The 24,198-nt window shown below is 71.6% G+C and carries 25 protein-coding genes; 16 read left to right on the top strand and 9 right to left on the bottom strand.

Annotated elements, in window-relative coordinates; genetic code table 11:
- Positions 1-11: 11 nt before the first annotated feature.
- From ACWC1K_RS35975 to ACWC1K_RS35915, 13 genes are all read left to right on the top strand, one after another.
- Positions 12-833 (top strand): AfsA-related hotdog domain-containing protein, encoded by an 822-nt coding sequence (locus tag ACWC1K_RS35975; RefSeq protein WP_450837122.1) that lies wholly within the window; start codon positions 12-14, stop codon positions 831-833.
- A gap of 82 nt (positions 834-915) precedes the next feature.
- Positions 916-1,593 (top strand): HAD family hydrolase, encoded by a 678-nt coding sequence (locus ACWC1K_RS35970; RefSeq protein ID WP_450837121.1) that lies wholly within the window; start codon positions 916-918, stop codon positions 1,591-1,593.
- Complete coding sequence (locus tag ACWC1K_RS35965; RefSeq protein WP_450837120.1) at positions 1,590-2,222, top strand: hypothetical protein; 633 nt, start codon at positions 1,590-1,592, stop codon at positions 2,220-2,222. The genes ACWC1K_RS35970 and ACWC1K_RS35965 overlap by 4 nt, the downstream gene beginning before the upstream one ends.
- Entirely contained in the window at positions 2,219-3,916 is a 1,698-nt protein-coding gene (locus ACWC1K_RS35960) for a GH3 auxin-responsive promoter family protein (protein WP_450837119.1), read from the top strand. Before ACWC1K_RS35965 ends, ACWC1K_RS35960 begins: the two co-directional genes overlap by 4 nt.
- 76 nt (positions 3,917-3,992) lie before the next feature.
- Positions 3,993-4,847: a class I SAM-dependent methyltransferase gene (locus ACWC1K_RS35955; RefSeq protein WP_450837118.1), complete on the top strand. Its 855-nt coding sequence runs from the start codon at positions 3,993-3,995 to the stop codon at positions 4,845-4,847.
- 2 nt (positions 4,848-4,849) lie between these two features.
- On the top strand, positions 4,850-6,310 hold the full coding sequence (locus ACWC1K_RS35950) for an FAD-dependent monooxygenase (protein WP_450837117.1): 1,461 nt from the start codon (positions 4,850-4,852) through the stop codon (positions 6,308-6,310).
- Positions 6,307-7,437, top strand: a complete 1,131-nt coding sequence (locus tag ACWC1K_RS35945) for a hypothetical protein (RefSeq protein ID WP_450837116.1) — start codon at positions 6,307-6,309, stop codon at positions 7,435-7,437. The genes ACWC1K_RS35950 and ACWC1K_RS35945 overlap by 4 nt, the downstream gene beginning before the upstream one ends.
- Complete coding sequence (locus ACWC1K_RS35940) at positions 7,434-8,219, top strand: DUF6182 family protein (protein ID WP_450837115.1); 786 nt, start codon at positions 7,434-7,436, stop codon at positions 8,217-8,219. The genes ACWC1K_RS35945 and ACWC1K_RS35940 overlap by 4 nt, the downstream gene beginning before the upstream one ends.
- Before the next feature lies 1 nt (position 8,220).
- Complete coding sequence (locus tag ACWC1K_RS35935; protein WP_450837114.1) at positions 8,221-8,856, top strand: substrate-binding domain-containing protein; 636 nt, start codon at positions 8,221-8,223, stop codon at positions 8,854-8,856.
- Positions 8,853-9,695 carry an alpha/beta fold hydrolase gene (locus ACWC1K_RS35930; protein ID WP_450837113.1) on the top strand — a complete coding sequence of 281 codons (843 nt, stop codon included), beginning with the start codon at positions 8,853-8,855 and terminating at the stop codon, positions 9,693-9,695. The genes ACWC1K_RS35935 and ACWC1K_RS35930 overlap by 4 nt, the downstream gene beginning before the upstream one ends.
- Positions 9,689-10,528: a class I SAM-dependent methyltransferase gene (locus ACWC1K_RS35925; RefSeq protein ID WP_450837112.1), complete on the top strand. Its 840-nt coding sequence runs from the start codon at positions 9,689-9,691 to the stop codon at positions 10,526-10,528. The genes ACWC1K_RS35930 and ACWC1K_RS35925 overlap by 7 nt, the downstream gene beginning before the upstream one ends.
- A 195-nt stretch (positions 10,529-10,723) precedes the next feature.
- Positions 10,724-11,932, top strand: coding sequence for a cytochrome P450 family protein (locus ACWC1K_RS35920; protein WP_450837111.1), 1,209 nt, complete (start codon positions 10,724-10,726; stop codon positions 11,930-11,932).
- Positions 11,933-12,109: 177 nt separating this feature from the next.
- Positions 12,110-12,715 carry a response regulator transcription factor gene (locus tag ACWC1K_RS35915; protein ID WP_450837110.1) on the top strand — a complete coding sequence of 202 codons (606 nt, stop codon included), beginning with the start codon at positions 12,110-12,112 and terminating at the stop codon, positions 12,713-12,715.
- On the opposite strand, the gene ACWC1K_RS35910 is transcribed toward ACWC1K_RS35915, so the two are convergent.
- A complete protein-coding gene (locus ACWC1K_RS35910) occupies positions 12,636-13,634 on the bottom strand; it encodes a sensor histidine kinase (RefSeq protein ID WP_450837109.1) in 999 nt (332 codons plus the stop codon). The two genes, ACWC1K_RS35915 and ACWC1K_RS35910, sit on opposite strands and share 80 nt — an antisense overlap.
- A 407-nt stretch (positions 13,635-14,041) precedes the next feature.
- Between ACWC1K_RS35910 and ACWC1K_RS35905 the strand changes: the two genes are divergently transcribed.
- On the top strand, positions 14,042-14,854 hold the full coding sequence (locus tag ACWC1K_RS35905) for an AfsR/SARP family transcriptional regulator (protein WP_450837108.1): 813 nt from the start codon (positions 14,042-14,044) through the stop codon (positions 14,852-14,854).
- A 65-nt stretch (positions 14,855-14,919) separates the two neighbouring features.
- Here ACWC1K_RS35905 and ACWC1K_RS35900 read toward each other — a convergent pair whose 3' ends face one another.
- The 3 genes from ACWC1K_RS35900 to ACWC1K_RS35890 form a co-directional block, all read right to left on the bottom strand.
- A complete protein-coding gene (locus ACWC1K_RS35900) occupies positions 14,920-15,345 on the bottom strand; it encodes a nuclear transport factor 2 family protein (protein ID WP_450837107.1) in 426 nt (141 codons plus the stop codon).
- Positions 15,346-15,457: 112 nt separating this feature from the next.
- Positions 15,458-15,961 (bottom strand): flavin reductase family protein, encoded by a 504-nt coding sequence (locus ACWC1K_RS35895; RefSeq protein ID WP_450837106.1) that lies wholly within the window; start codon positions 15,959-15,961, stop codon positions 15,458-15,460.
- Positions 15,962-16,280: 319 nt separating this feature from the next.
- Positions 16,281-17,438: a hydrolase gene (locus ACWC1K_RS35890; protein ID WP_450837105.1), complete on the bottom strand. Its 1,158-nt coding sequence runs from the start codon at positions 17,436-17,438 to the stop codon at positions 16,281-16,283.
- Positions 17,439-17,626: 188 nt separating this feature from the next.
- On the opposite strand from ACWC1K_RS35890, the gene ACWC1K_RS35885 reads away from it, so the two are divergent.
- Positions 17,627-19,066, top strand: coding sequence for an NAD(P)/FAD-dependent oxidoreductase (locus ACWC1K_RS35885; protein ID WP_450837104.1), 1,440 nt, complete (start codon positions 17,627-17,629; stop codon positions 19,064-19,066).
- A gap of 120 nt (positions 19,067-19,186) precedes the next feature.
- Here ACWC1K_RS35885 and ACWC1K_RS35880 read toward each other — a convergent pair whose 3' ends face one another.
- The 5 genes from ACWC1K_RS35880 to ACWC1K_RS35860 form a co-directional block, all read right to left on the bottom strand.
- On the bottom strand, positions 19,187-19,744 hold the full coding sequence (locus ACWC1K_RS35880; RefSeq protein WP_450837103.1) for a SigE family RNA polymerase sigma factor: 558 nt from the start codon (positions 19,742-19,744) through the stop codon (positions 19,187-19,189).
- Positions 19,745-19,924: 180 nt separating this feature from the next.
- Complete coding sequence (locus ACWC1K_RS35875; protein ID WP_450837102.1) at positions 19,925-21,091, bottom strand: lipid-transfer protein; 1,167 nt, start codon at positions 21,089-21,091, stop codon at positions 19,925-19,927.
- Positions 21,088-21,504 carry a MaoC family dehydratase gene (locus tag ACWC1K_RS35870; RefSeq protein WP_450837101.1) on the bottom strand — a complete coding sequence of 139 codons (417 nt, stop codon included), beginning with the start codon at positions 21,502-21,504 and terminating at the stop codon, positions 21,088-21,090. The genes ACWC1K_RS35875 and ACWC1K_RS35870 overlap by 4 nt, the downstream gene beginning before the upstream one ends.
- Positions 21,501-22,412, bottom strand: coding sequence for a bifunctional MaoC family dehydratase N-terminal/OB-fold nucleic acid binding domain-containing protein (locus ACWC1K_RS35865; RefSeq protein ID WP_450837100.1), 912 nt, complete (start codon positions 22,410-22,412; stop codon positions 21,501-21,503). The genes ACWC1K_RS35870 and ACWC1K_RS35865 overlap by 4 nt, the downstream gene beginning before the upstream one ends.
- 237 nt (positions 22,413-22,649) lie before the next feature.
- The gene (locus ACWC1K_RS35860; RefSeq protein WP_450837099.1) at positions 22,650-22,961 is read right to left on the bottom strand and encodes a hypothetical protein; all 312 of its coding nucleotides are present in this window, start codon (positions 22,959-22,961) and stop codon (positions 22,650-22,652) included.
- Positions 22,962-23,292: 331 nt separating this feature from the next.
- Here ACWC1K_RS35860 and ACWC1K_RS35855 point away from each other — a divergent pair, with 331 nt between their 5' ends.
- Positions 23,293-24,162, top strand: coding sequence for a bifunctional DNA primase/polymerase (locus tag ACWC1K_RS35855; protein ID WP_450837098.1), 870 nt, complete (start codon positions 23,293-23,295; stop codon positions 24,160-24,162).
- Positions 24,163-24,198 lie beyond the last annotated feature (36 nt).

Genomic DNA, 24,198 nt, shown 5'->3' with positions numbered 1-24,198 from the left:
AGGCCACAGCCATGTCCGCTGAAGTGCACGAGATGCCCCCGATCACCGACGCCCCGCCGGACACACTGTTCCTGGTCGGTGACGTCTTCGCCGAATTCGCCCGCCACGAGAGCGTGCTGACGGTCTCCCAGTTCGCGCGGCGGATCAAGGACGGGATGTTCCAGGAAGGCGTCGGCGAGACCCGGGTGACGCTCGGACAGGGCGTCTCCCTGTTCGACGTCCGGTTCGTCCGCGACACCCTGGCCCGGCGCGGGCTCGCGGACCGGGTCGTCATCGACGACCTGGCGCTGCACACCCGGGCCGGGCGGGAGATCGCGCACAAGCACCGGCCGGAGAACGTGCTGATCTCCGAGCCGAGTCGGACCGGCGCCGACCGGTTCGAGTCGGTCCTGCTGGTGGACGCCCACAACGAGGTGATGTCCGACCACGTCACGGGACAGCACATGCAGGGCATGCTGGCCATGGAGGCCGGGCGGCAGATGTTCATCGCGGTGGCCGAGCAGTACTACCTGCCGACCGAAGCGGTCGGCGCCAGCTACTTCGTCATCGACACCTTCGCCACCCGCTACCGCAACTTCCTCTTCCCGCTGCCCGCGGTGGTCCGGTGCGCCGTCCTCTCCCACCGCTCCCCGCACCGCACCCGCACCACGTTCCACTGTGAACTCTCCGTGGTCCAGGGCGGGTCGGAGACGGCGGGCATGGAGGTCCGGTTCACCGCCTTCGACACCCAGGTCTCCCACACCAAGGAGACCCGGGCGGCCCAGCGGTCCCTCCAGGACACCTTGGCCCTGGCGGCGGACGCGGACCCGGTGAGGCCGGCGGTCCGTACCTGATGGCCGGGGTGGAGAGGCGCGCCTGAAGCGGCGGCCCGTCCGTGCGGCGGGCCGCCGACCGTCATGACAAGGAGCCCAGTACATGCCAGCAACGGATCGTCCCTACCTGGTCTTCAGCGATGTGGACGAGACACTGATCACCGTCAAGAGCATGTTCGACTTCCTCCACTACCAGCTGGTGCGCCGGCACGGCACGGCCGGCGAGGAGAAGTACGAGCGGATCATGGCCGTGACCCGCCGCAAGGCCGCCGACGGAGTACCCCGCGAGGACATCAACCGCTTCTACTACAGCCACTACACGGACGAGTCCGTGAAGACGATCAGCGATCTGGCGGACGACTGGTTCGCCGAACGCAGCGTGTCCACCCGGGGTTTCTACATCGACTCCACCCGGCAGGCCCTGGCCGGCCACCGGACAGCCGGCGCGAGCCTCGTCCTGGTCTCCGGTTCGTTCCCACCGGTGCTGGAACCCCTGGCGCGCGAGGTGGGGGCCGACGCGATCCTGTGCACCCGCCCGCTGATCGCCGAAGGCCGCTACACCGGCGAGGTCGAGACCCCCGTCATCGGCGAGGGCAAACGCGCCGCGGTCCAGGGGTTCCTGGCCTCGCGGCCCGAGGTCGACCCGCAGGACTGCTACGCCTACGGCGACCACCTGTCCGACCTGCCGATGCTGCACCTCGTGGGGCATCCGGTGGCGGTCGGGGACGACGCCGAGCTGCGGGCGCGGCTGGCCCAGCACGCGAAGAGCGTACGGACATGACGGGCGAGCGTCCGTTCTCCGTGCTGCTGGGAGCCGACGGAGCCGGCAAGTCCTCGGTCATGGGCCGCCTTTCCCACCTGCTGCCCGAGTGGCGGCTGGTGTCGGTCGACAGCGCGTTCGTCGCCCCCGAGCACGAACTGATCACCCGGCTGCGACGCGACCTCGAGGACCATCTGCTGCCGGGCCTCGGCGCCGCCTACTCGGTCGACTTCCTTGCCGGCGTGCTGCAGACGGCGGTGATCCACCTCAGGGACCAGCTGCACGCGGGGGAGCCCGGGGTGCCGGTTCTCGTGGACTCGTACTACTACAAGATCCTGGCGAAGTGCCGGCTGGCCGGCGTCCGGGACAGCCGGATCTACTCCTGGTGGCGCTCCTTCCCGCAGCCGGAGCGGGTGCTCTTCCTCGATGTCTCGCCCGCGTCCGCCTGGCGCCGCCGCGGAGACGGGACGCAGCTCAACGCCCTGGAGTACGACGGCGACAGCGCCGATTGGGCGGGCTTCGAGACCTACCAGAAGAACCTGCGGAAGCTGCTGCTGGAGGAGGTCCGGGACCTCCCGATGACCGTGCTGCCGGAGCAGCCCGACGCCGACCGCGCCGCCGACGCCGTACGGAAGGTGCTCACCGCATGACCGCCCCCGCCCTTTCCGTTCCCTCCGTCTGGCACACCGCGGGCCATCCCGGCCGCTACCGGGCGCGCGTTCTCGCCGCGCGCGAGCGGCTGGCCGCCGAGCACGCCGACCTGCGGGGCACCCAGCAGCGCGTGCTGGCCGACCTGCTGGACTTCAACGCCGGCACCGAGTTCGGCCGGCGGCACGGCTTCGGCCGCATCCGTACCATCGACGAGTTCCGCCGGGCCGTCCCCGTCCAGGACTACGCCGCTCACGCCCCCCTGATCGAGCGGACGGCCGCCGGAGAGCGCAACCTGCTGTCGGCCGACGCCCCCGAGGTCTACTTCACCAGCAGCGGCAGCACCGGAACGCACAAGAAGGTGCCCGTCACCCGGCGCTTCATGAGCACCACCTTCATGCCGTTCTACTTCGCGGCCTGGGCCCCGCTGACCGAGCACTTCCCCGAACTGCTGGAGCGGCCCGACGCGGTCCTCAACCTCAAGCACGACCCGGTGTCCGCCCCGCCCACCACCGCCGACGGCCGCCCGCACGTGGGCGCCAGCCAGGTCGACTTCGGAGCCCGCTTCGGCGAACCCCTCTCCGCCGAACCCGGCACGGGCGCACCCTGGGCGACGCTTCCCGTACCCACCGAGCCCGGCGACCACCTGGAGCGGATGTATCTGCGGCTCCGGCTGGCCGTGCAGAGCGATGTGCGCTGCCTGATCGGCATCAACCCCGCCATGATCGCCGCCGTCCCCCACCAGCTGAACCTGTGGTGGCCGCGGATCGTGAAGGAGGTGCGCGACGGCACGCTCGGCGGTCTGCCCCACGGAGCGCCGGACCCCGGCCGCGCAGCCGAACTGGAGCGGCTGGCCGAGTACTTCGGGACCGTGCGCCCCGCTCATGTGTGGCCGCGCATCCGTGCCCTGTTCTGCTGGACGACCGGTGTGGCCTCGCTGTATCTGCCCGCGCTGCGCGAGGAGTTCGGCGTCAACGTCACCGCGCTGCCCGCGCCGGTGGCCGCCTCGGAGGGGCCGGTGGGCGTGGCGCTGGACCGGCACGCCACGGCGGGCAGTCTCGTCGCCTCGGCCTCCGTGTACGAGTTCGTGCCGGCCGACGAGGATCTCGTGCCCGACTCCGCCACCCTGCTGCCGCACGAACTGGAGGCGGGCCGTGACTACCACGTCGTCTTCAGCCATGTCGGCGGGCTGTACCGGTACGCCGTCGGCGACGTCGTCCGGGTCGTGGACCACGCGTCAGGAGTGCCGCGGGTGGAGTACGCGGGCCGGGGCGGCAGGTCCGACGCGGCCGGGGAACGGCTGCGCGACGCCCAGGTCGTCCGGGCCCTGCGCGCCGCCGTGGACTCCGGCGGACTCGCCCTGCGCAACGCCGCGTGCCGGGTCGAACCGGCCGCGGACGGCACCAGCCACTACGTGTTCGCCCTCGCTCCCCTCACCGCCTGGTCCGAGGACGAGACCGGCCGTTGCGCCCTCGCGCTGGACCGTTCCCTGGCGGCGGAGTCCGACGGGTACGCCCGGGCCCGGGCGGCCGGCCGGCTCGGGGCGCCCACGCTGTGCCTGCTGAACGGTGAGGCGTTCGCCCGTGACTGGCACGAGACGGTCGGCACCGGCATCCGCCCGACCCAGGTCAAGGACCGCCTCTTCCGGCAGGACGACGCCCTCTGGCGGCGCCTGACCGGCACACCGGGCAACTGACCTCTGTCCGGCCTGCCGAACGTACCCCCACACGCCGGACGTCCGCCCCCTCCCCTCCCCCCGACGAGGAGCCCCCATGCCCGTGCTCGATCCCGTCGAACGCACCGCCCTGCTCACCGCGGCCCTGCGCGCCGCCGAGTCCCGTCGCGAGGACCGGCTGTACGAGGACCCGTACGCCGACCGGCTGGCCGCGGACACCGGTCCGGGACTGCTGGCCGAGATCCGGGCCGCGACCTTCCCGCCCGACCGGCCGCGGTCCCTGCCCAGCACCCCCGACTACAACGCCATCCGCACCCGGTTCTTCGACGACCTGCTGCAACAGGCCGCCCAGGACCCGGAGACGACCCAGATCGTGCTGGCCCCGGCCGGCATGGACTCGCGTGCCTACCGCCTCGGCTGGCCCGAGCGCATCCGCTACTTCGAGGTCGACCGGGAGGCGGTGCTCGCCTTCAAGGCCGAGCGGCTGCGCGGCGCCCGGCCCCGGGTGGACCACCGCACGGTCGCCGTCGACCTCACCGACGACGACTGGGAGAACCGTCTCCTCGCGGCCGGCTACGACCCGGCCGTCCCCTCGACCTGGCTGCTGGAAGGGTTGCTGTACTACATCCCCGAGGCCGACGCGCACCGCGTGCTGGAGCGGGTCGCCGCGATCTCCGCGCCCGGCAGCCGCATCGCCGCCGACATCGTCAACCGGGCCGCGCTGACCCTGCCCCACATGCGCGGACTGCTGGACGTGTTCGCCGGCTGGGGCTGCCCCTGGGTGTTCGGCACCGACGAGCCGGAGGCCCTGTTCGAGCGGTACGGGTTCGACGTCCGCGCCGTCCAGCCCGGTGAGCCGGACGCCGACTACGGACGGTGGCCCGACCCGGTGCCGCCGCGCGAGGTGAGGAACGTACGGCGGGTGTTCTTCGTCCACGGCAGGCGTCGCTGACCATGGCGACCACCGTGATCGCGGGCGGCGGCCCCGCCGGCCTGGCCCTGGCCCTGGCACTCGGCGGGCGCGGACACCGGGTGCGGGTGCTGGAACGCGGTGAACCGCCGCCGGACGGGCCGGCCGCGAAGAGCGCGGAATTCTGGCAGCGGCCCACGGTTCCGCAGGCACTGCACGACCACATCCTCAACGCGCTCGGTGTGCGGATGCTCCGTCACCACGCACCGGAGGTCCTCGACACGCTCCTGGCGGAAGGGGCCCGGCTGCTGGATCTCACCACCGCGGCCCCGGCGGGGCCGGCCGCCCCCGGCGACGACGACCTGGTCACGCTGGTCTGCCGCCGTCCCCTCCTCGACCTCGTACTGCACCGGGCCGCCGAGGCGCTGCCCGAGGTGACCGTCAGCCACCGCACCACCGTTGCCGGACTGCTGCTGGAGGCGTCCGGGCCTTCGGGACACCGGGTGAGGGGGGTCGTGACGGCCGACGGTGAGCGGATCCCCGCCGACGTGGTCGTGGACGCGTCCGGGCGCAGGTCCGCGTCCCGGTCCTGGCTGACCGCGGCGGGCGTCGAGGTGCCGGACGACCTGACCGGGCCCAGCCAGTTGCGCGCCTTCGGCCGCTTCTACCGACTGCGCGACCCCGGCGGCCCCCGGCCGGGGCCACTCAACCGGGGCAACGCGGCCGGCGGCATCTGGGACCACTACTCCGCCGTGCTGCACCCGGCGGACAACGAGGTCTTCGCCATCACCCTGGGCACCCTGCCCGGCGACCACGCGACGACGGCCCTGCGCACACCCGGCGCCTTCACCGCCGCCTGCCGGCTCTCCCCCCACCTGGCCGCCTGGGTCGACGAGGACGTCGTGGAACCGCTCGGCCCGGTACGGGTCATCGGCATGCCCCCGAACATCCTGCGGTCCACCGCGACCGGCCGACGGCGCCCGGTCACGGGGCTCCTGCACACGGGGGACGCCGCGTGCGTCACCGACCCGATGTTCGGCCGCGGCATGTCCCTGGCGCTCGCCCACGCCTTCCTGCTCGCCGACGTGATGAGCGAACATCCGGTGGCAGAGGGGGAGTTGAGCCGGGCGGCCGCCGACCTGGCCGAAGAGCTGCTGCGCCCCTGGTACGACCAGGCCGTGCACGACTCCTGGTCGCGCATCGAACGCTGGCGGTCCGCGACCGGCGCGCCCGCGCCCGCCAGGACCGGCCACCCGGCGCCGCCCGTGCCCCGGCGCCTGTGGGCGGCCGCGCTGACGGCCGCCGCCACCGATCCCGTCGTATGGCGGGGTGTCGTCCGCGTCCAGACGAGCCTGAACACCCCCGCGGAGATCTTCGCCGACGAGGATTTCCTGGCCCGCGTACGGGCCGTGGCCGAGGCCCCCGCGCCGCCCGCGCCGTCCGGCCCCCGGCCCCCGACCCACGCCGAACTCCGGCACGCCATCGCCGCCCAGGAAGGAGGATGACGATGCCGCCGCGCAAGAACGTCCTGCTGGCCCCGGTCACGGTCACCCCGACCAAGCCGCTGACCCCCAGCCATCTCAAGGGCCTGCTGTGGACGGACGTGATGTTCCGGGCCACCGCGCCGCTCGCCGAGGTCACCTACCGCTACAGCCACACCACCTACCACGTCACCGAGCAGACGGTCGGCTTCTGGGAGTACCTCGACCGCACCCACGGCGACACCGACTGCACCCAGCTCTCCGAAGAGGACATCGGCGACCTCTACGTCCGCTACCGGTCGGCCGAGCAGCCCCAGAGCGCCGAGGCCCTGCGGCCCTACCGGGACGCGGTCGAGCACGGCGGCTGGGTGCATCCCGCGAGCGAGCGGATGCTGGGTCTGTGGGCCGGGCACTACGAGCGTCTGGGCATGCACGATCCCGGCCTCAGGGAGCACCAGCCGCCCGGCCTCGGCCTGGAGGAGATGACCGAACGGCTCTCCGCCGCGGGGCTCGTCCTCGACCAGCGGAACGGTGGCGGCCCGGTCTATCTGGACCTCACCCGCTACGGCATGCCCCTGCGCAGGATCGTCACGGCGGACGGCCGCCCCAACTACCTCGCCTGCGCCCTGCGCGAGCTGCTGCCGCTCGCCCCCTGGTACGACGAGGTCGTCCTGCTCTACGACCGTGAACTCGACGCGGACTACCAGTTGCTGCACCGCGTCCTGACCAGGTTCGGGCCGGCGGTGCGCCGCGTGCCGATCGGCCGGGTGCCCATCGACGGCAGGATCGCCTCCGCCCGGCACGGCGGCTGGCGTGGCCACACGGCCTCCGTGCTGCTGCGAGCCGCGGCCGAGACGTGCGAGGACGCGGAGGCCGTACGGCTCGGCATGCGCCTCTACTTCATCGCGACCCTCGGCCCCGGCCAGCACGAGTCGTTCCGCCACGATCTGCTGCGGAACTGCCTGACCGTGGCCGCCCGGCTCCTGAACCGCTCCAAAGCCGCCGCGACCGGTGCGGGCGATCTGCCCGACACGCTCGAACGGCACCGGCGGGGCCACACCTATGTCGATCCCTACCGGCTCACCTGCTCCCTCCTGGGCAGCAGACGCCCCGCTCCCGATCCCGGACTCCTGTCGGCGGTGTACCTGTGACCAGTTCCCTCGACTCCACGGCCGGCGCCGCCCTCGCGCCGCCCCCGCCCCATCCCCTGTCCTCGGCCGCTCTGCTCAAGGTGGCCGTGGACCGCATACGGACCGCCCGCCCGGAGCTCGCGGACCGTGTCGACCTGTCCAGCGCCCAGGCCCTGGGGGCCCTCAGGGCCGGATTCCACACCGCGCGCGCCGCCGAGAGCGAGACGCTGGCCGTGGTCGTGGTCGGCCGCCTCGACCTGCCCCGGTGGGTGCGCGAGACCTGCGCCTTCGCCCTCGCCCTGACACCCGCGGAACGGGATGCCTGGCGGCGCTCCTTCACCCGCACCGTCTACCTGGCGGGCCGCCCGGCCAACCTCCGGGAGCGGTTCACCTTCGACCACGTCGCCGACGACGGATCGACGGCCTGGGCCGGGCCGGCACCCGGCGCGGCGACGGCCCCCCTGCGCCGGCTGCTCAAGGCCTTCGAGGCTCCGGACGAGCTGACCGCGCGGCCCCCCGCCGCCGTCACGGTGCCCGGCACCGCGCGCTGCGGCCCCGTGGCCCACCGCGACCTGTACATCGCCACCGCCAAAGTGACCGTCGCCGGCGCACTCGTGCACATCAACCACCTGCTCGCCGAAGCCGTCATGGACGGGCTGATCCGCCCAGGGGACCGCCTGACGCTGCGGTTCGTGCCCCGGCTGACGGGCCTGGGCGCGCAGTTCGCCATGCTCCGCGTCGACAACGATGTCCACCGCCCGGACCAGCTCCAGGCGTACGCCGGCCTGACCACGGAGGTCTGAGTTGCCCACCCCCCGTACCGACACCGCACCGCGCACCATCCGTCTGGGCGTCCATGGCTCGGCCCACCTCGCGTCCCGCGTCGTGGCCGCCGCCGGCCACCCCCGCTCGTCGGTGGAGTACGTCCCCTACGAGGTCACCGAGCCGTTCGCGCCGCTGCGCGCCGGACACCTCGACATCATGATCGTCAAGTACGACCCGTTCGAGCCGGACATCGTCGTCAGCGAACCCGTCGCCTTCGACGGGCGGGCCGTTCTCGTCGGTGCCCGCCACCCGCTGGCCGGCCGTGACACGGTCTCGGTCGAGGAGGTCGCCGACTACGACGGCTTCCGGTGCCCCGGCGACTTCCCGGCCAACGTCTGGGACCTGGTGGTGCCACCACGCACCCCGCAGGGCCGCACCATCCGCCGTGTGCACTCGATGACGACTCTCACCGCCCTGGTGGAGCAGCTTCGGACCACCGACGCGATGCATGTGTCGTTCCAGTCCCTGGACGCGGTCCTGCCGTCCGACATCAGGGTCGTCCCGGTATCCGACCTGCCGCCCTCCCCGGTGGCCCTGGCCTGGCTGCGGGGCGGCGAACTGCCGGAACACGTCGGGGAGTTCGTCGCCGCCGCGGAACAGGCGGCGCGGCGGTGAGCGCCGTCCGGCCCGGCGCGCAGGCCGCAGGACGTACGGACACCGGCCCTCTCCCGCTCGTCCTCCTGCACGCCCTGCCCCTCGACGCGTCCATGTGGGACGAGACGGCCCGGCGCCTGCGCGCCCGCGACCACCAAGTCATCGCCCTGGACCAGCGGGGCTTCGGCACCATGCCGCTGCCCGACGAGCCGCCCTCGCTCGATCTCGTGGCCGACGACCTGGCCCGGGAACTCGACCGGCGGGGCATCGACTCCGTCGCCCTCGCCGGCTGCTCGATGGGCGGCTATGTGGCGCTCTCCTTCCTGCGCCGCCACCCGGGGCGGGTCCGCGCCCTGGCCCTGCTGGCCGCCCGGGCCACGGCGGACACGCCGCAGGCGGCCGGAGCGCGTCTGCGGTTCGCCGACCTGATCCTGGACGACTCCCTGCGCGACCGGGTGGTGGCCGACACCACGCCGTCCCTGCTGGGCGCCACCACGCGGACCGGGCAACGCCGGCTTCTGGCGGAGGTCACGGATCTGGCCCGGGCGGCCCGGCCGCACTCCATCGCCTGGGCGCAACGGGCCATCGCGGCACGGGCGGACGCCACGGCCGTGCTGCACGCCACCGACGTACCCGCCGTCGTCGTCATCGGTGAGGAGGACGAACTCGTCACCCTCGCCGAGGCCCGCGAGACATCGGCCGCACTGCCCCGGGGCCGGCTCGTCACCCTTCCCGGTGTGGGCCACCTCGCCCCGCTGGAGGCGCCGGAGGCGACCGTGGAGATCTTCACGGACCTGCTCACGCGAGCGGAGAGGGCCGCGAATGCCGGGGTACCGGCGGAGGGGGCATCCGCATGCTGAGGACGGCACACACGGGCTGGGGATACACGACCTCCACCGGACTCGCCTTCACCCACGAGGAGATCGTGGACCCGCACTTCGAGGCCTGTGCCGCGTACTACGAGGACGCGCTGGACGACCTGGGCATCCAGCCCGGCTGGCAGGTGCTGGACGCGGGCTGCGGCAGCGGGGCCTTCCTGCCCCGGATCGCGGAACTGGTCGGCCCGCAGGGCGGCATCTCGGCCCTCGACCTGGCCGCGGAGAGCGCGGAGCGCGCCGCCGATCGGATGCGGGAGCACCCCGCCCGTACACCTCTTGACGTACGGCAGGGCAGCGTCCTCGACCTGCCCTACGCGGACGGCACGTTCGACGCCGTCTGGTGCGCGAACACCACGCAGTACCTGGACGACGGGCAGCTGGCGCGGGCGCTCGCCGAACTGCGCCGGGTCACCAGACCCGGGGGCCTGGTCGCCGTCAAGGACGTGGACGGCACGCTGAGCACCGTGCGCCCGGCGGAACCGTTCCTGATCACCGACTTCTTCCGTGCCTCCGCCGAGTCCTACGGGTACGCCCGGCAGTTGCTGAGAGGACGCGACCTGTACCGCTGGATGCGCGCGGCCGGACTGACGTCGGTGCGGCAGCGCACGATCCTCATGGAGCACCACGCGCCGCTGTCCCCGGCCGCCCTGCGCTTCTACGGCAACGCGTGCGCGCGCTTCGCCCGGCAGGCGACGAGCCTGGACATCCCCGGGGACTGGGCCCCGTTCCTGGACCCCGACCACCCGGCCCACCCGTTGCGCGAGCCGGACGGATACATCAGCGAGGGCAACGTCATCGCGATCGGCACGGCCTGAGGACCACTGCTTCGGAGCGATACATGAACGAATCAGGGAAGACCACCGGCGTCAGCCGTGGTCGGGTCGCTCCAGGAATCGCGGCCTTCGGCGACACCGCTCCCCAGCTGCGCCGGGACGTATGAGAGAAATCGGCCACACCGGCTCAGTAAGCACTTTCATCAACCATCCATTGACAAAAGGAAGCCGGCCACCATGGAAACGGACATCGCGGCAGACTTCGCGACGCTCGGCGAGGAATTCTTCAGAGACCCGCATCCGGTGTACGCCGGACTCCGCGTCCGGGGGCCGGTGCACCGCGTACGGGTGCCGGAGGGCGCCGAGGCCTGGCTGGTGGTCGGCCACGAGGCGTGCCGGTCCGCCCTGACCAACCCCACGCTGTCCAAGTCCTGGAAGCACGCGTCACCCGACCTGCCCCTGGCCCGGCTCTCCGCGGGCGAGAACCTGCTCAGCTCCGACCCGCCGGACCACACCCGGCTGCGCAAGCTGGTGGCCAGGGAGTTCACGCCGCGCCGTATCGAGTCCCTCGCCCCGAGGGTGCGGGCCCTGACCGGCGAGCTCCTCGACACCATGCTCGCCCGGCCCGACGGTCGGGCGGACCTGGTCGAAGCCCTGTCCTTCCCCCTGGCCATGGGCATCATCTGTGAACTCCTCGGTGTGCCCTTCCTCGACCGCGCAGCCTTCCGGGCGTGGGCCGAACAGGCGCTGAGCAGCCCGGACCGGCGCATCAGGACGTCCGCCACGGCCGCGATGACGCAGTACCTGGTCGGCATGGTGGACGAGAAACGCGCTCGGCCCCACGACGATCTGATGAGCGCCCTGATCCGCACCACCGAGGAGGACGGCGACCGTCTCTCCCCTGACGAACTCATCGGCATGGCCTGGCTGCTGCTGGTCACCGGTTTCGAGACCACCATCAACCTCATCGCCTCGGGTGTCCTCGCGCTGCTCCGGCACCCGGACCAACTCGCCGCGCTCCGCGCCGACTTCACCCTCGTCGACAACGCCGTCGAGGAGATGCTCCGCTATGACAGCCCGGTCGAGACCACCACGTACCGCTTCACCACCGAGCCCGTCGAGATCGCCGGCGTGTCGATCCCCGGAGGGGGCGAACTGGTACTGATCGCGCTGATCGACGCCGATCGCGACCCCGCGCGCTTCCCCGAGCCGGACCGCTTCGACATCCGCCGCGCGACGGGCGGTCACCTCGCCTTCGGCCATGGCATCCACTACTGCCTGGGCGCCCCCCTGGCCCGGCTCCAGACCGCCACGGCCGTCACCGAACTCCTGGCCCGATGCCCCACCCTGTCCCTGGACGCACCCCCCGAGACCCTGGCCTGGCGCTCGGGCCTGCTCATCCGGGGTCCGCGGCGGCTCCCCGTTCGCTGGGTCCCCGCTCCCTGAGCGCCTCCATTAGATCGAAATTCAATCACTTAGCAAAAATGCTCCGTCGGATAATGGAGATTCGGCCAACCGAGTGCCGGAACAGTGCATTTCAGCCAAACGTGTAACTTGAATTGACTATGTATGATCGCCTCATAGCCGACCGTATTCGGGGAACGGGAAGCGGGGGAAGGCTCAGTGATTCGAGTCATGCTGGCCGAGGACATGCACATGGTGCGGGGGGCTCTGGTCGTCCTGCTGGAGGCGGAGCCCGACCTGACGGTCGTCGCGGAGGTCGACCGCGGGGACGCCATCGTGCCCAAGGCGCTGGAGTGCCGGCCCGATGTGGCAGTCATCGACGTCGACCTGCCGGGTCTCGACGGTCTGTCCGCCGCGGCGGCACTGCGCAGACGGCTTCCCGAGTGCCGCACCCTGGTGCTGACCGCGCTCGGGCGCCCCGGCATACTCCAACGCGCCCTGGCCGCCCAGGTCAGCGGCTTCCTGCTGAAGGACCAGCCGCCGCGTGAACTGGCGAACGCCATACGGAAGATAGCCCAGGGCGGCCGGGTGATCGCCTCGGAGCTGGCGCTGGCGTCATGGGAAAGCGATGTCAGCCCGCTGACGGCGCGCGAGACGGACGTCCTGAGACATGCGGCGAGTGGCGCCGAGCCCGTCGAGATCGCTCAGCGCATGAACCTCTCGGTGGGTACCGTGCGCAACTACCTCACCTCCGCGGTGACGCGGCTGAACGCGCGCAATCGGCTGGACGCCGTGCGGATTGCGGATCAGGCCGGCTGGCTGTAGCCGGCAGAGCCACCCTGCCGGATGCCGCCGGGCACACCGCGCGCAGCCTGAACCAGCCCTTGTCGTGCGACCACGTCAGCGTGCCCCCGACCGCCTCGACCCGCTCGGACAGGCTTTCGAGACCGGTGCCCGACTCCTCACCGCCGGACGGTTCGAAGCCGTCGTTGGACAGCACCAGGACCGTCCGGTTCCCGCGCCCGCCCATGGTGATCCGGCACGCACGGGCGTGGCTGTGGCGCAGGATGTTGGTGGTCCCTTCACGCAGCACGGCGGCCAGCGCGGCCTCCACATCCCGGTCGTACGCCGCCGGAGTGTCGACGTCGACATCGATGTCCAGACCCGCGGTTCTCAGGACCCGCTGGACGGAGGCGAGTTCACGGGCGAGCGAGAGCTGCTGCGGGCCGGCCGCCAGGGAGCGCGCCTCGGCGAGGGCCCGGCGGGAGAGCGAGATCAGCTCCACGGCCTCGGCCTGTCCCTCGGTGTGCTCTCCGGCGAGACGGTGCCGGACCAGTTCGGCCTGTACGACGATCGCGGAGAGGCTGTAGCCGAGCAGGTCGTGCAGATCGCGCTGCAGTCGGCGGTGCTGCTGGGCGGCGCGCCGGCGTTCGCCGTGCACATGGGAGCGGCAGGCGTCGAGGGTTGCCCTCAGCCGGTGCAGGCAGTGCGCGGCCACGGCCGCGGTACCCGCGCAGAAGGCGACATAGGCGAGTCCACCGGGGTCCAGGACGAAGCCGAGGGCGGCGGTCATCAGGGCGATCACCATCAGGCAGTGGCCCAGCCGCCGTACGACCACCACCGGCACGCAGCACAGCCATGCCATCGCCACGGCGGTCATCACCCTTTGCCGGTCGCCGTCCGGCGTCAGGCCCAGGGCGACGGCGAGTACCGTCAGCACGGTCTGCGGCAGGGCGGTGATCACAACGCCGGTCCACCTGGGCCGCGCGAGAGCCAGCCGGACCGTCGGATCAATGCGGACCGGTGAGAGAGGCACCCCACCCGTTGAATTTCTGACGAAATCGTAACGGCCCGTTAACGGGCCGATCATCCCCATGAAAGTCAACGGTTTCCCCCTGGTTGTTCGTAACCGCGTTTCCCTCGCGTCGCCGAACCCCTTTGTGCGGCCGTGGACCTGATAAGGACGTTACCAGCTGGTCGCCGGACGCCGAAGGGAAACGGGGAACCCGGTCGGTATGTGGCTGGATCAGGCGGCCGGGCACGCCCCCGCCTGCACCTCTGCATGCTCCGACGCAGGGCGTATGAGATCTTCACGCCCACTCATGCCGGCATCACTGGTTGCACACGCAATCATGCTGCGATGCTCGACCAATGGAATTGGGAGTTCTCGGACCGCTCGAAGCACGCATCCACAACATGTCCATTGTGCCGACCGCTGGAAAACCCCGACAGATCCTGTCTCTGCTCGCGATCCGGGCAGGACGCGTCGTACAAGTGGAAACACTGATGGCCGAGGTGTGGGGTGACGCAATTCCGCGCAGCGCCTCCACCACGCTCCAGACCTACATCCTGCAACTGCGTCGGAAACTGACCGAAACGGGAGTGGAGGAAACCGGCCGCACCGCCAAGGAGGTCCTGACCACTTGTTATGGCGGCTACCGGCTGGACCTCGATCCGGCGGAGTTCTCCTTCGATCTCCTGGAGTTCCAGCGGCTGGTCCGCCTGGGCGGCCGAGCCCTCGCCGAGAACGACCCGGCGACGGCCACCGGGCTGCTGGCCCGGTCCCTGGATCTGTGGCGCGGCCCGGCCCTCGCCGACGTCCCGGTCGGGGAAGTCCTCTCCACCGAGGTCATCGGCATGCAGGAGGAGCGCGCCTGGGCGCTGGAGATGCGCCTCGACGCCGACCTCAGGCTCGGCCGACACGCCGAGATCATCGGCGAGCTGCGCATGCTGGTCAGCCGGCAGCCCCTGCACGAGACCCTGGCCGCCCAGCTGATGACCGCCCTCTACCGGGCCGGCCATCCCTGGCGCGCCCTCGAGGCCTTCCAGGCGCTGCGCCAGGCTCTCATCGAGGAACTCGGCGTCGAGCCGTCACCCCGGTTGCAGCGCCTGCACCAGGCCATCCTGGCCAACGAGGACGACCTGGAAGTCCCCTCCTCCACTCCGTACGCGCACGCCGCATAGCGGTGGCGCGGGCGTCCTGGGCCAAGGCGTCGCCCCGGGCCCAGGACGCCGTGCGGACAGCCGGATCAGGCCATCTGGTCGTAGCTGACGGAGCGGGAGCGCAGCAGGAACCGGTCACCCGTCACATCGATGACGTCGTGGAGGACGACGCTCACCATGATCTCCGGCTGCTGGTCGGGCCGTACCTGCACGATCAGGGCGTAGACGGTGGAGACGACACTGCCGTCGTCCTGCGGGTCGAGCAGGATCTGGTTGAAGTGGTGGCGCAGTTGCGTGGGGTTGTTCTCGAACTGCTTTACGAACGAGCGCAGTTCCTCGAGGATGGCGTCCGGACCGACCGCTGCCTCCTTGCCCGGGACGAGCGCGAAGCTGCCGTCCTTGGTGAACGTGTTCGCGTGCTCCTCCAGCCGCCCGTTGTCCAGCGCCTGCATCTGCCGGGCGTAGAAGTGCTGCACTTGGAAGTAGAGATCGCTGCTGACAACCGCGCTCATGATCGGCCTCCGTGTGGGGTCCACCGTATTGACGCGATCACGATGTCCCGGACGGCTCGAGTCCGCCTTGAGCGTGTGCTGCCGCGCGGGCACGGCTGCTTGGGGGCACCGTTCAGTGCCGCTGGACGGCCAGGCGGGGGCCCGGCTCCCACATCCCGAACTCGCCCTGCTGGTAGAGGACCGCCGGGCGGGGAAAGACCTCGCTCTCCTCGACCCGCCCGATCATCAGCAGATGGTCGCCCGCCTCCACGGACTGCACGAGCGTGCAGCCGGCGTAGGCCACCGCGGCCTCGGAGAGCACCGGAACCCCCGACAGCCCGCCGCGCCAGGCGACCTCGTCGAACTTGCGCGCGGCCTTCCCGGCGAAGAGCCGGGCCGTGTCCCGGCCCCGGTGGGCGACGAAGTTCACCGCGAACACCCCGGTGGACAGCATGGCGGGCAGCGTCCTGGACCCCTTGCCCACACACACGAGGAGCAGCGGCGGCGCCGCGGACACCGCGGAGAACGCGTTACAGGTGAAGCCGCGCGGACCGCCGTCCTCGTCGAGCGCGGTGACGATCGCGACAGGGGTCGGAAACGTGCCGAAGACCTTGCGGAAAGTATCCGCGTCCAGCATGCCGTTCACTCCTCGACTCGGGTACGGGCCTTTCCCACGTGCTGCGCCGCAGTCTTGGCCCCGTGGCTCGAAAGGGCCTGGAGAGCAGCTCGAACCACTGCATCCAGCCATCCTCGAGCCCTGCGCAAGCCGCCTGCCGCACGCTGGGAAGCGATCCCGGCCCCTGAATCCGCCCCCCATGCCGCCCGGGAGGATGGCCGGTTCTCGTCCTCCCGCTCGGCCTGGACCGGCCCTTCTCGGAGTCCACGCACGGCGTCGGCCCGTACGCGTGCGTACGGGCCGACGCGGTCCGGGCGACACGGGGCCGAAGTGGCGCCGGTCAGCGGGCGAAGGCATACGACGAGAACAGCGTCGCAGCCGGATCGAAGGCCAGGGCGATGTGCGTGGCCATGGAGTTGACGTCGCACCAGACCTGCTGCAGCAGGCTGTCGGTGCTGTGCGCGGAGGTCCCGGCGGTGGAGAACATCCGGTTGACCGCGTTCAGCACCAACTCGGTCGACATCGCGTAGTCGCGCATGTTGCGGGCCAGTTCCTCGGGGGTGACCCGCGCGCCCTGGTCCGCGGTCCGGGCGGTCCTGTTCAGCAGCAGTACGGCGGCGTCGATCTCGCCGGCGCTGCGCGTCAGGACCGCCTCGTAGGTGCTCCGGGCAGGGCCGGGTACCCCTGGGCGGCCACCGCCGCGCGCCAGCCGCTCAGCGGTGGCGCCGGTCCACAGCCCGAGCGCGGCCCGGGCGGCGCCGACGGCGGCCGGCGCGCAGGACAGCCCGTTGACGGCCTGGATCGGCACGGTGTGACAGTCGGCCGACGAGGCGAGCGGCTGCCCGTCGAAGAGCCGCTGCCGTTCCACGCTGCGCACCTCGGGCACGAACACCTCGTCGACGATCAGCGTGTTGCTGCCGGTACCGCGCATGCCGGATCCGGTCCAGGTGTCCTTGACCGCGTACTCGGAGCGCGGCAGCGCGAACAGCCGTGCCGGCGGGGGCCCTTCCTGTGTGTCGCCGTCCCTCGGTACGACGGCGCACACCACGGCCCAGTCGGAGTGGTCGACGCCGCTGATGTACGCCCAGGAGCCGGTCACCCGCCAGCCGCCCGGCACGGGCCTGGCCCGACCGAGCGGGGACAGGGAGCCGACCACGAAGGCGTCGGGTCCGTCGCCCCAGATCTCCGCATGCGCCTCCGGCGGGAGGAAGGCGGCCATCCGGGCCAGACTCGACGCGACCGAGGCACACCAGGCGGTGGCCGCGCAGCCCTCGGCCACGGTGATGATCGCGTCGCTGAACTCCTCGAACGTGCCCTCGGTACCGCCCTGCGCGGCCGGCACGAAGTGCCGGGCGAACCCGGTCTCCAGCATCCGCGCCACCACGTCGGGGGTCAGTCGGCGCTGTTCGTGCGCGTCCGGGGCTCTGCGACGGGCCAGCTCGGCCAGCCCGGCCGACCGAGAGACGAGTCCGGTCCCCTGGGGAGCCTGTGCGTGCATCCTGCCTCCTGCTTGACGCCGCTGATCGGATCGATCGACCTTGGCGCGTCCCGGTGGACCTGGGCTCGGGCCGTCCTCGAGTGAGGCATGGGACATTCACGTCGTCCGCTCCGGCGGACTGTGGTACTGATCGTTTTCATTCGGCTTCACCCCCGGCTCGGGATCGCTGACGACGAGGAGCGACATCGATGAACCACCAGCAGGCCGCGAAGAGTGGGGACGGGACGGGGGTTCCGGTGCAGCCACGGGATCCCGGACGCAGGCACGCGGTCGTCGTCGGAGGCAGCCTCGCCGGCCTGCTGGCCGCCCATGTCCTCGCCGCACACGCCGACCGGGTGACGGTCGTGGAACGCGACGGATTCCCGGCCGGCCCCGGACCGCGGCCCGGCGTTCCGCAGGGCCGTCATCCCCACGTCCTGCTGGAAGGCGGACAGCGAGCCCTGGAGGCACTTCTGCCGGGCTTCATGGACGAGTTACGGACGGCGGGATCCCCTGCCATGGGCCTGCCGGAGGACATGGTCCAGTGGCAGGGCGGATCCTGGTTGCGGCGGCTGCCCGCTCAGACGTACATCTACACCGGCTCCCGCGCCCAGCTCGAACAGCTGGTACGTCGGCGGGTGTTGGCCAACCCCCGGATCACCGCGGTCGAGCGGACGGACGTGGTCGGCCTGCTGGGCGATGCCGGGCGGGTGCGGGGTGTGCTGCTGCGCGAGCGCGGCGAAGGCGCCCGCGACAGCGGGCGGCCGCTGGAGGCCGACCTGGTCGTGGACGCGTCCGGCCGCGGCACCAGGGCCCCCCGATGGCTGGAGGAGATCGGGGCGGACGCCCCGCCGGAGGAAACCAACGACACGGGCCTCGCCTACGCCACGCGGGTCTACCGCGACACCGACGAAAGCCTGGGCTCCCACGCGCTCGGCTACTACGTCGTCCCCGACCCCACCCAGGTGTACGGCGGTGGCGTACTGCCGCTGGAGGACGGCACGTACCTGGTCACCTTCTCGGGTCTGCGCGGTGACGAACCGCCCACGGACGAGGAGGAGTTCGAGGCGTACGCGAAGAGGCTGCCGCACCCGCCCCTGATCCGCTGGCTGAGCGCCGCCGAACCCCTGTCACCGGTCTTCGGCTTCCGGCAGACCGCGAACGTACGACGGCGTTACGACCTTCCCGGCCGACGTCCGGCCGGCTTCCTGGCGATCGGCGACGCGCTCTGCACGTTCAACCCGATCTACGGCCAGGGCATGTCCGTGGCGGCCATGAGCGCGACAGCCCTGCGGGACGCGCTGACCGCCCGGCGAACCTCCACAACGCGCCGCGTGCAGCAGGCGCTCCTCGCGGCATCCCGCCAGGCCTGGGCCATCTCGGCCGGAGCGGACAAGGCCATGCCGGGTGCCACCGGAAACGCCCTCAAGCCCCGCCCGGAGGAACGCCTGACGGCCTGGTACATGCGCCGCCTGGCAGCCCGCTACCCCAGCGACCCGACCATTGGGAAGGCCTTCCGCGCCGCCCTCTGCCTGACCACCCCGCTCACGTCGCTGTACGCCCCGAAGGTGGCCCGAGCCGTGCTCTTCACCCCACCCTCCCCGGGCCCGACGGAGCCTCCACTGACCAGGCAACCCTCGACCGACTGACCCGCCCCACGACCTGAGTGCGCACGTTGCGCTGCGCAGACGCGGCTCCCGGGGCATGGTCATGACCGCGCTGACAGTGCTCCCGACCCGCGAGGGAGTCGTGCGCACCAGGGAGCCGCACTACCGCACAAGCCCCAGCTCGGGATCCTCGCGCAGCTTGCCCAGCGCACGCGACACCGCCGATTTCACCGTACCCACCGACACGCCGAGCACCTCGGCCGTCTGGACCTCGCTCAGGTCCTCGTAATACCTGAGGACGACCATCGCCCGCTGCCGGGCGGGCAGCTTCATGATCGCCCGCCACATCGCGTCGTGCAGCGCCTGCTGCTCGGCCGGGTCGTCCCCGCCGGGCAGGGGCTCCGGCTCGGGCAGCTCCTCGCACACGAACTCGTCGACCCTGCGCTTGCGCCACTGCGAGGTCCGCGTGTTGACCAGCGCCCGGCGCACATAGCCGTCGAGCGCACGGTGGTCCTCGATCCGCTCCCAGGCGACATACGTCTTGGTGAGCGCGGTCTGCAGCAGGTCCTCCGCGTCGCTCGGGTTCGCGGTCAGCGACCGGGCGGTACGCAGCAGCACCGGCTGCCGGGCCCTCACGTACGACGCGAACGACGGATACGGGAGGGTCAGCGCCGCCGGTTCGGCAGCGGTCGAAGCGCTGGTGCAGACGGGTGTGGTCATGGCTCCACGCTATGAGCGAGGGTGCCTCCGGCTCATCGGCCGCAGGTCCCGAAGCCGAGTCCGCCTCAGGTTGTAGGGGTGGAGGCAGCTGCACCTCCTGTAGGTGGACGAGCGGCCCCGGGGTACTGCGGGATGACCCCTGGGGGTCGCCCCGCCTCCCGCGCTCCCGGACCCGGCCGCTCAGCCGTCCGCGGTCAGGACCAGGCCGGATGTGGGCACCCCGGTTCCTGCGGTGACCAGGACCCGTCCCGCCCCCGGTATGCGGTTCACGGCGGTCCCGCGCAGCTGGCGCACCCCCTCCGCCACCCCGTTCATCCCATGCAGGTAGGCCTCCCCCAGCTGCCCTCCGTGCGTATTGATCGGCAACGACTCCCCGGCCACGAAGTCAGCCGCCTCCCCTTTCCCGCAGAACCCGAACTCCTCCAGCTGCATCAGCACGAACGGCGTGAAGTGGTCGTACAGGATCGCCACATCCATGTCGGCCGGTGTCAGCCCGGAGGTACGCCACAGCTGCCGGGCGACCACACCCATCTCCGGCAGGCCCGTCAGGTCGTCGCGGTAGAAGCTCGTCATCTGCTCCTGCGCGCGGCCGGCGCCCTGGGCGGCCGCCGCTATGACGGCCGGCGGACGGGGCAGATCGCGGGCCCGCTCCAGCGAGGTGACGACGATCGCCTGGCCGCCGTCGGTCTCCTGGCAGCAGTCCAGGAGTCTGAGCGGCTCGACGATCCAGCGCGAGGCCGCGTGATCGGCGAGGGTGATCGGACGGCCGTGGAAGTACGCCGCCGGGTTCGTCGCCGCGTACTTGCGGTCGACCACCGCGACCTGCCCGAAAGCCTCCGGGGTCAGCCCGTGGGTGTGCAGATACCGCTGCGCGGTCATCGCCACCCAGGAGGCCGGGGTCAGCAGCCCGAACGGCAGCGACCAGCCGAGTGCCGCGCCCTCCGCCGACGGCTCCCGGTGCTGCACCCCGGAGCCGAAGCGGCGGCCCGACCTCTCGTTGAACGCGCGGTAGCAGACCACGACCTCCGCAACGCCCGTCGCCACCGCGAGCGCCGCCTGCTGGACGGTCGCGCAGGCCGCGCCACCGCCGTAGTGGACACGGGAGAAGAAGGACAGTTCACCGATCCCGCAGGCTTGGGCCACGGTGATCTCCGGGCTGGTGTCCATCGTGAACGTGACCAGTCCGTCCACGTCCCCCGGGGTCAGACCCGCGTCGTCCAGCGCGGCCCGCACCGCCTCCGCGGCCAGCCGCAGCTCGCTGCGCCCCGAGTCCTTGGAGAACTCCGTGGCCCCGATACCGGCGATCGCGGCCCGGCCGCCGAGGCCGTCCCGGGTGCGGACGCTCATCCGGCACCCCCCGGGCCCGCGGCGGGGACGGTGACCGTCACCGTGCCCGTGACATGGCTGCCGATGCCGTTCGCCCCCACCACCCGGACCGTCGCCGTGTCGCCGTCCGCCTGCTCGACGACCTTCTCCACCGTCCCCGTCAACACCATCGTGTCCCCGGGATAGTTGGGCGCTCCCAGCCGTATGGCCACGGTGCGCAGGACCGCCGTCGGGCCGAAGTGGTCGGTGATGTAGCGGCCGACCAGGCCGTTCGTCGTCAGGATGTTCATGAAGATGTCCGGGGAGCCCTTCTGCCGGGCCAGCTCGGCGTCGTGGTGCACGTCCTGGTAGTCGCGGGAGGCGATGGCGCCGGCCACGATCAGGGTGCGGGTGACCGGGATCTCCAGCGGCGGCAGCTTCTCACCGGCCCTCATACGGCCTTCTCCTCCCGGGCGCGGAACACCGGCAGCACCAACTCCTCGTCGTACACCTGGAATGCGAGCCGCACCGGCATTCCGATGCGCACCTTGTCGTAGGGCACTCCCACCACGTCGCTGATCATCCGTACGCCCTCGGCGAGTTCTATGAGGGCGACCGCGTAGGGCGGGGAGAAGGCCGGGAAGGGTGGGTGGTGCATGACGACGTACGAGTACACCGTGCCCTCGCCGCTCGCCTCGACCGTGTCCCAGTCCGGTCCGCCGCACTTGTTGCAGCCCGGCAGCCAGGGGAAGCGGAGGGTCGCGCAGTCGGTGCAGCGCTGGATGAGCAGCCGGTGGCGCTCGACTCCTTCCCAGAAGCCGGCGTTGTCACGGTTGACGACGGGGCGCGGGCGCCGGGCCGGCTGCTCGGGCTTCCTCCGGCGTGCGGGGGCGTACTTGAGGATGCGGAAGCGGTGCGTGCCCACGAGGGCGGGGCCCGCCCGGACGTCCGTCCGCGTGGTGACGAAGTACCCCGTGCCCAGCTTCGTCGTCTTCCGCTCGGACACCGACTCGATCACCGTGTCGAAGGTGATCTCGTCCCCTGGGCGCAGGGGACGCAGGTACTCCTGCTCGCAGTCGGTGGCGACGACCGAGGTGCAGCCCGCCTCGTCGAGCAGATCGAGCAGCTCGTCGTAGTCCCCCGTGCGTCCCTCGTGGCCGGAGAGACCGCCCATGGTCCATGCCTGGAGCATGGTGGGAGGAGCTATGGCGTCGGGGCCCGCATAGGCCGGACTGGTGTCGCCCATCGCCTCGCACCAGTGCCGGATCATGGGCGCGTTGACGGGATCCCTGCCTCTGCCGGACACGGCGGCGGGCCGCCCCTCGTAGGCCTTGAGCCGTGCCCCGAGCTCGTCCTCGCTCAACGTCGCCCCCTCGCCGTCTCCTGCCTCGCCCAACTCACCGACACTTCTGGTACACCGTGGCCGCCGAGCGGGTTCCGTCGTTCCCCGCCAGAGTTTCTGACTGTCCGTCAGATGCAGTGCACTGTCAAGGTCGGCGCCCCGGACGCGAAAACGCCTGCGCGGCGGCACCGAAGTACCGCCGCGCAGACGCCCTTGCACCCCTGAGCACACCTGACCTTGCGAGTCAGGCGAACCGGCTCACCACAGCTCGGTGAAGTTGATGGCCACGTTCTTGTTCCCCTGGTTGACGGCCGTGAACGCGGAGCCCTTGACCTGGGCGGTGTTGCTCTGGTTCGAGGCACCGGAGCCGACCGCGTTCTGCTGTGTGGTCGAGGAGTTGCCGTTGTTGTCGAGTCCCACACCGCTGCCGACGGCACTGACGACACCCGCGTTCGATCCGTTGTCCGCGATGGCGCCGTTGTCCGCCGCCGCGACGCCGGCGAAGAGTGCGGCTGCCAGCGGAAGGGCGGAGACGGCGGCGATGACGCGGGCGGTACGGATGCTTGCCATGTTGTTCCTCCAGAACACCAACGTGAAGTACGGCTGATACCAAGGCAGTTGGCCGACCGCCTCGGTGCTGTGCACGACGTCGCAAGATCAGAGTTGCCCATCGAACCCCGGCGAACCACACCGGAACGCACGATTCCTCCTCAAGTGCTACGACATATCGATAAACCCCTATCGCGACTTCCAACACCCAGGTCGGGACAGTCAGGACACTTCCATCCCAAGCGCCGCAAGGGGTGCGGCGGCCCGGCACTATTCCGGCCAACCTCCGCGCCCCGGCGCGTCGAGCCCTGCCCCTCTTCCCTTTTTCGAACGTGTGTACGAACATAGAGGCATGGCCACCACCGACCGGCAGGCCACGACGCTGGCCCTCGCACACGCCCTGTCAGCCGCCGAGCGCGGACTGGCCGTCATCCCCCTGTCCCGGACGAAACTCCCGGCCCTGCGCTCCCCCCACCGCGACGACCCCGCCCCCCAGGCCTGCCACGGCGAGTGCGGCCGCCTCGGACACGGGGTGTACGACGCCTCGACCGACCCGGCACGCATCCGCGAACTGTTCGCCGCGGCCCCCTGGGCGACCGGCTACGGCATCGCCTGCGGCCTTCCGCCCCACCACCTGATCGGCGTCGACCTCGACACCAAATCCGGTACGGACTCCTCGGCGGCCCTGCGCGAACTCGCCCTGCGCCACCTCTTCACCATCCCCGAGACGGTCGTCGTCCTCACTCCCAGCGGCGGCCGCCATCTCTGGCTGAGCGGCCCGCCCGACGCCGCCGTCCCCAACTCCGCCGGCCGCCTCGCCCCCGGCATCGACATCCGCGGCGCCGGCGGCTACCTCGTCGGCCCCGGCTCCCGCACCGACCACGGCGTCTACACGGCGGCACCCGGAACGGCCCAGCTCGCGCCCGCCAGCTGCCCGCCGGCCCTCCTGCGGCTCCTGCTTCCACCACCGCGCCCGGTCCACCCCTCGACGCACCCGTCGGCGGGCGACCACGGCCAGGGCCTCGTCCAGTTCGTCCTCGCCGCGCACGAGGGACAGCGCAACACCCGCCTGTTCTGGGCCGCCTGCCGCGCCTACGAGAACGGCATCGGTCCGGCCCTGGTCGCCCCCTTACTGGACGCGGCACTCAACACCGGCCTGTCGGAACGCGAGGCACGGGCGACGATCGCGTCGGCAGCCCGGATGACCGGGCACCGGCCGTGAGGCCGGACGAACCATGGAGCACATGAGCAGAGGACG

The organism is Streptomyces sp. NPDC001492 (genome assembly GCF_053597275.1).
Note: the sequence above shows the minus strand (reverse complement) of the source record. Positions and strands in the feature narration are given on the sequence as shown.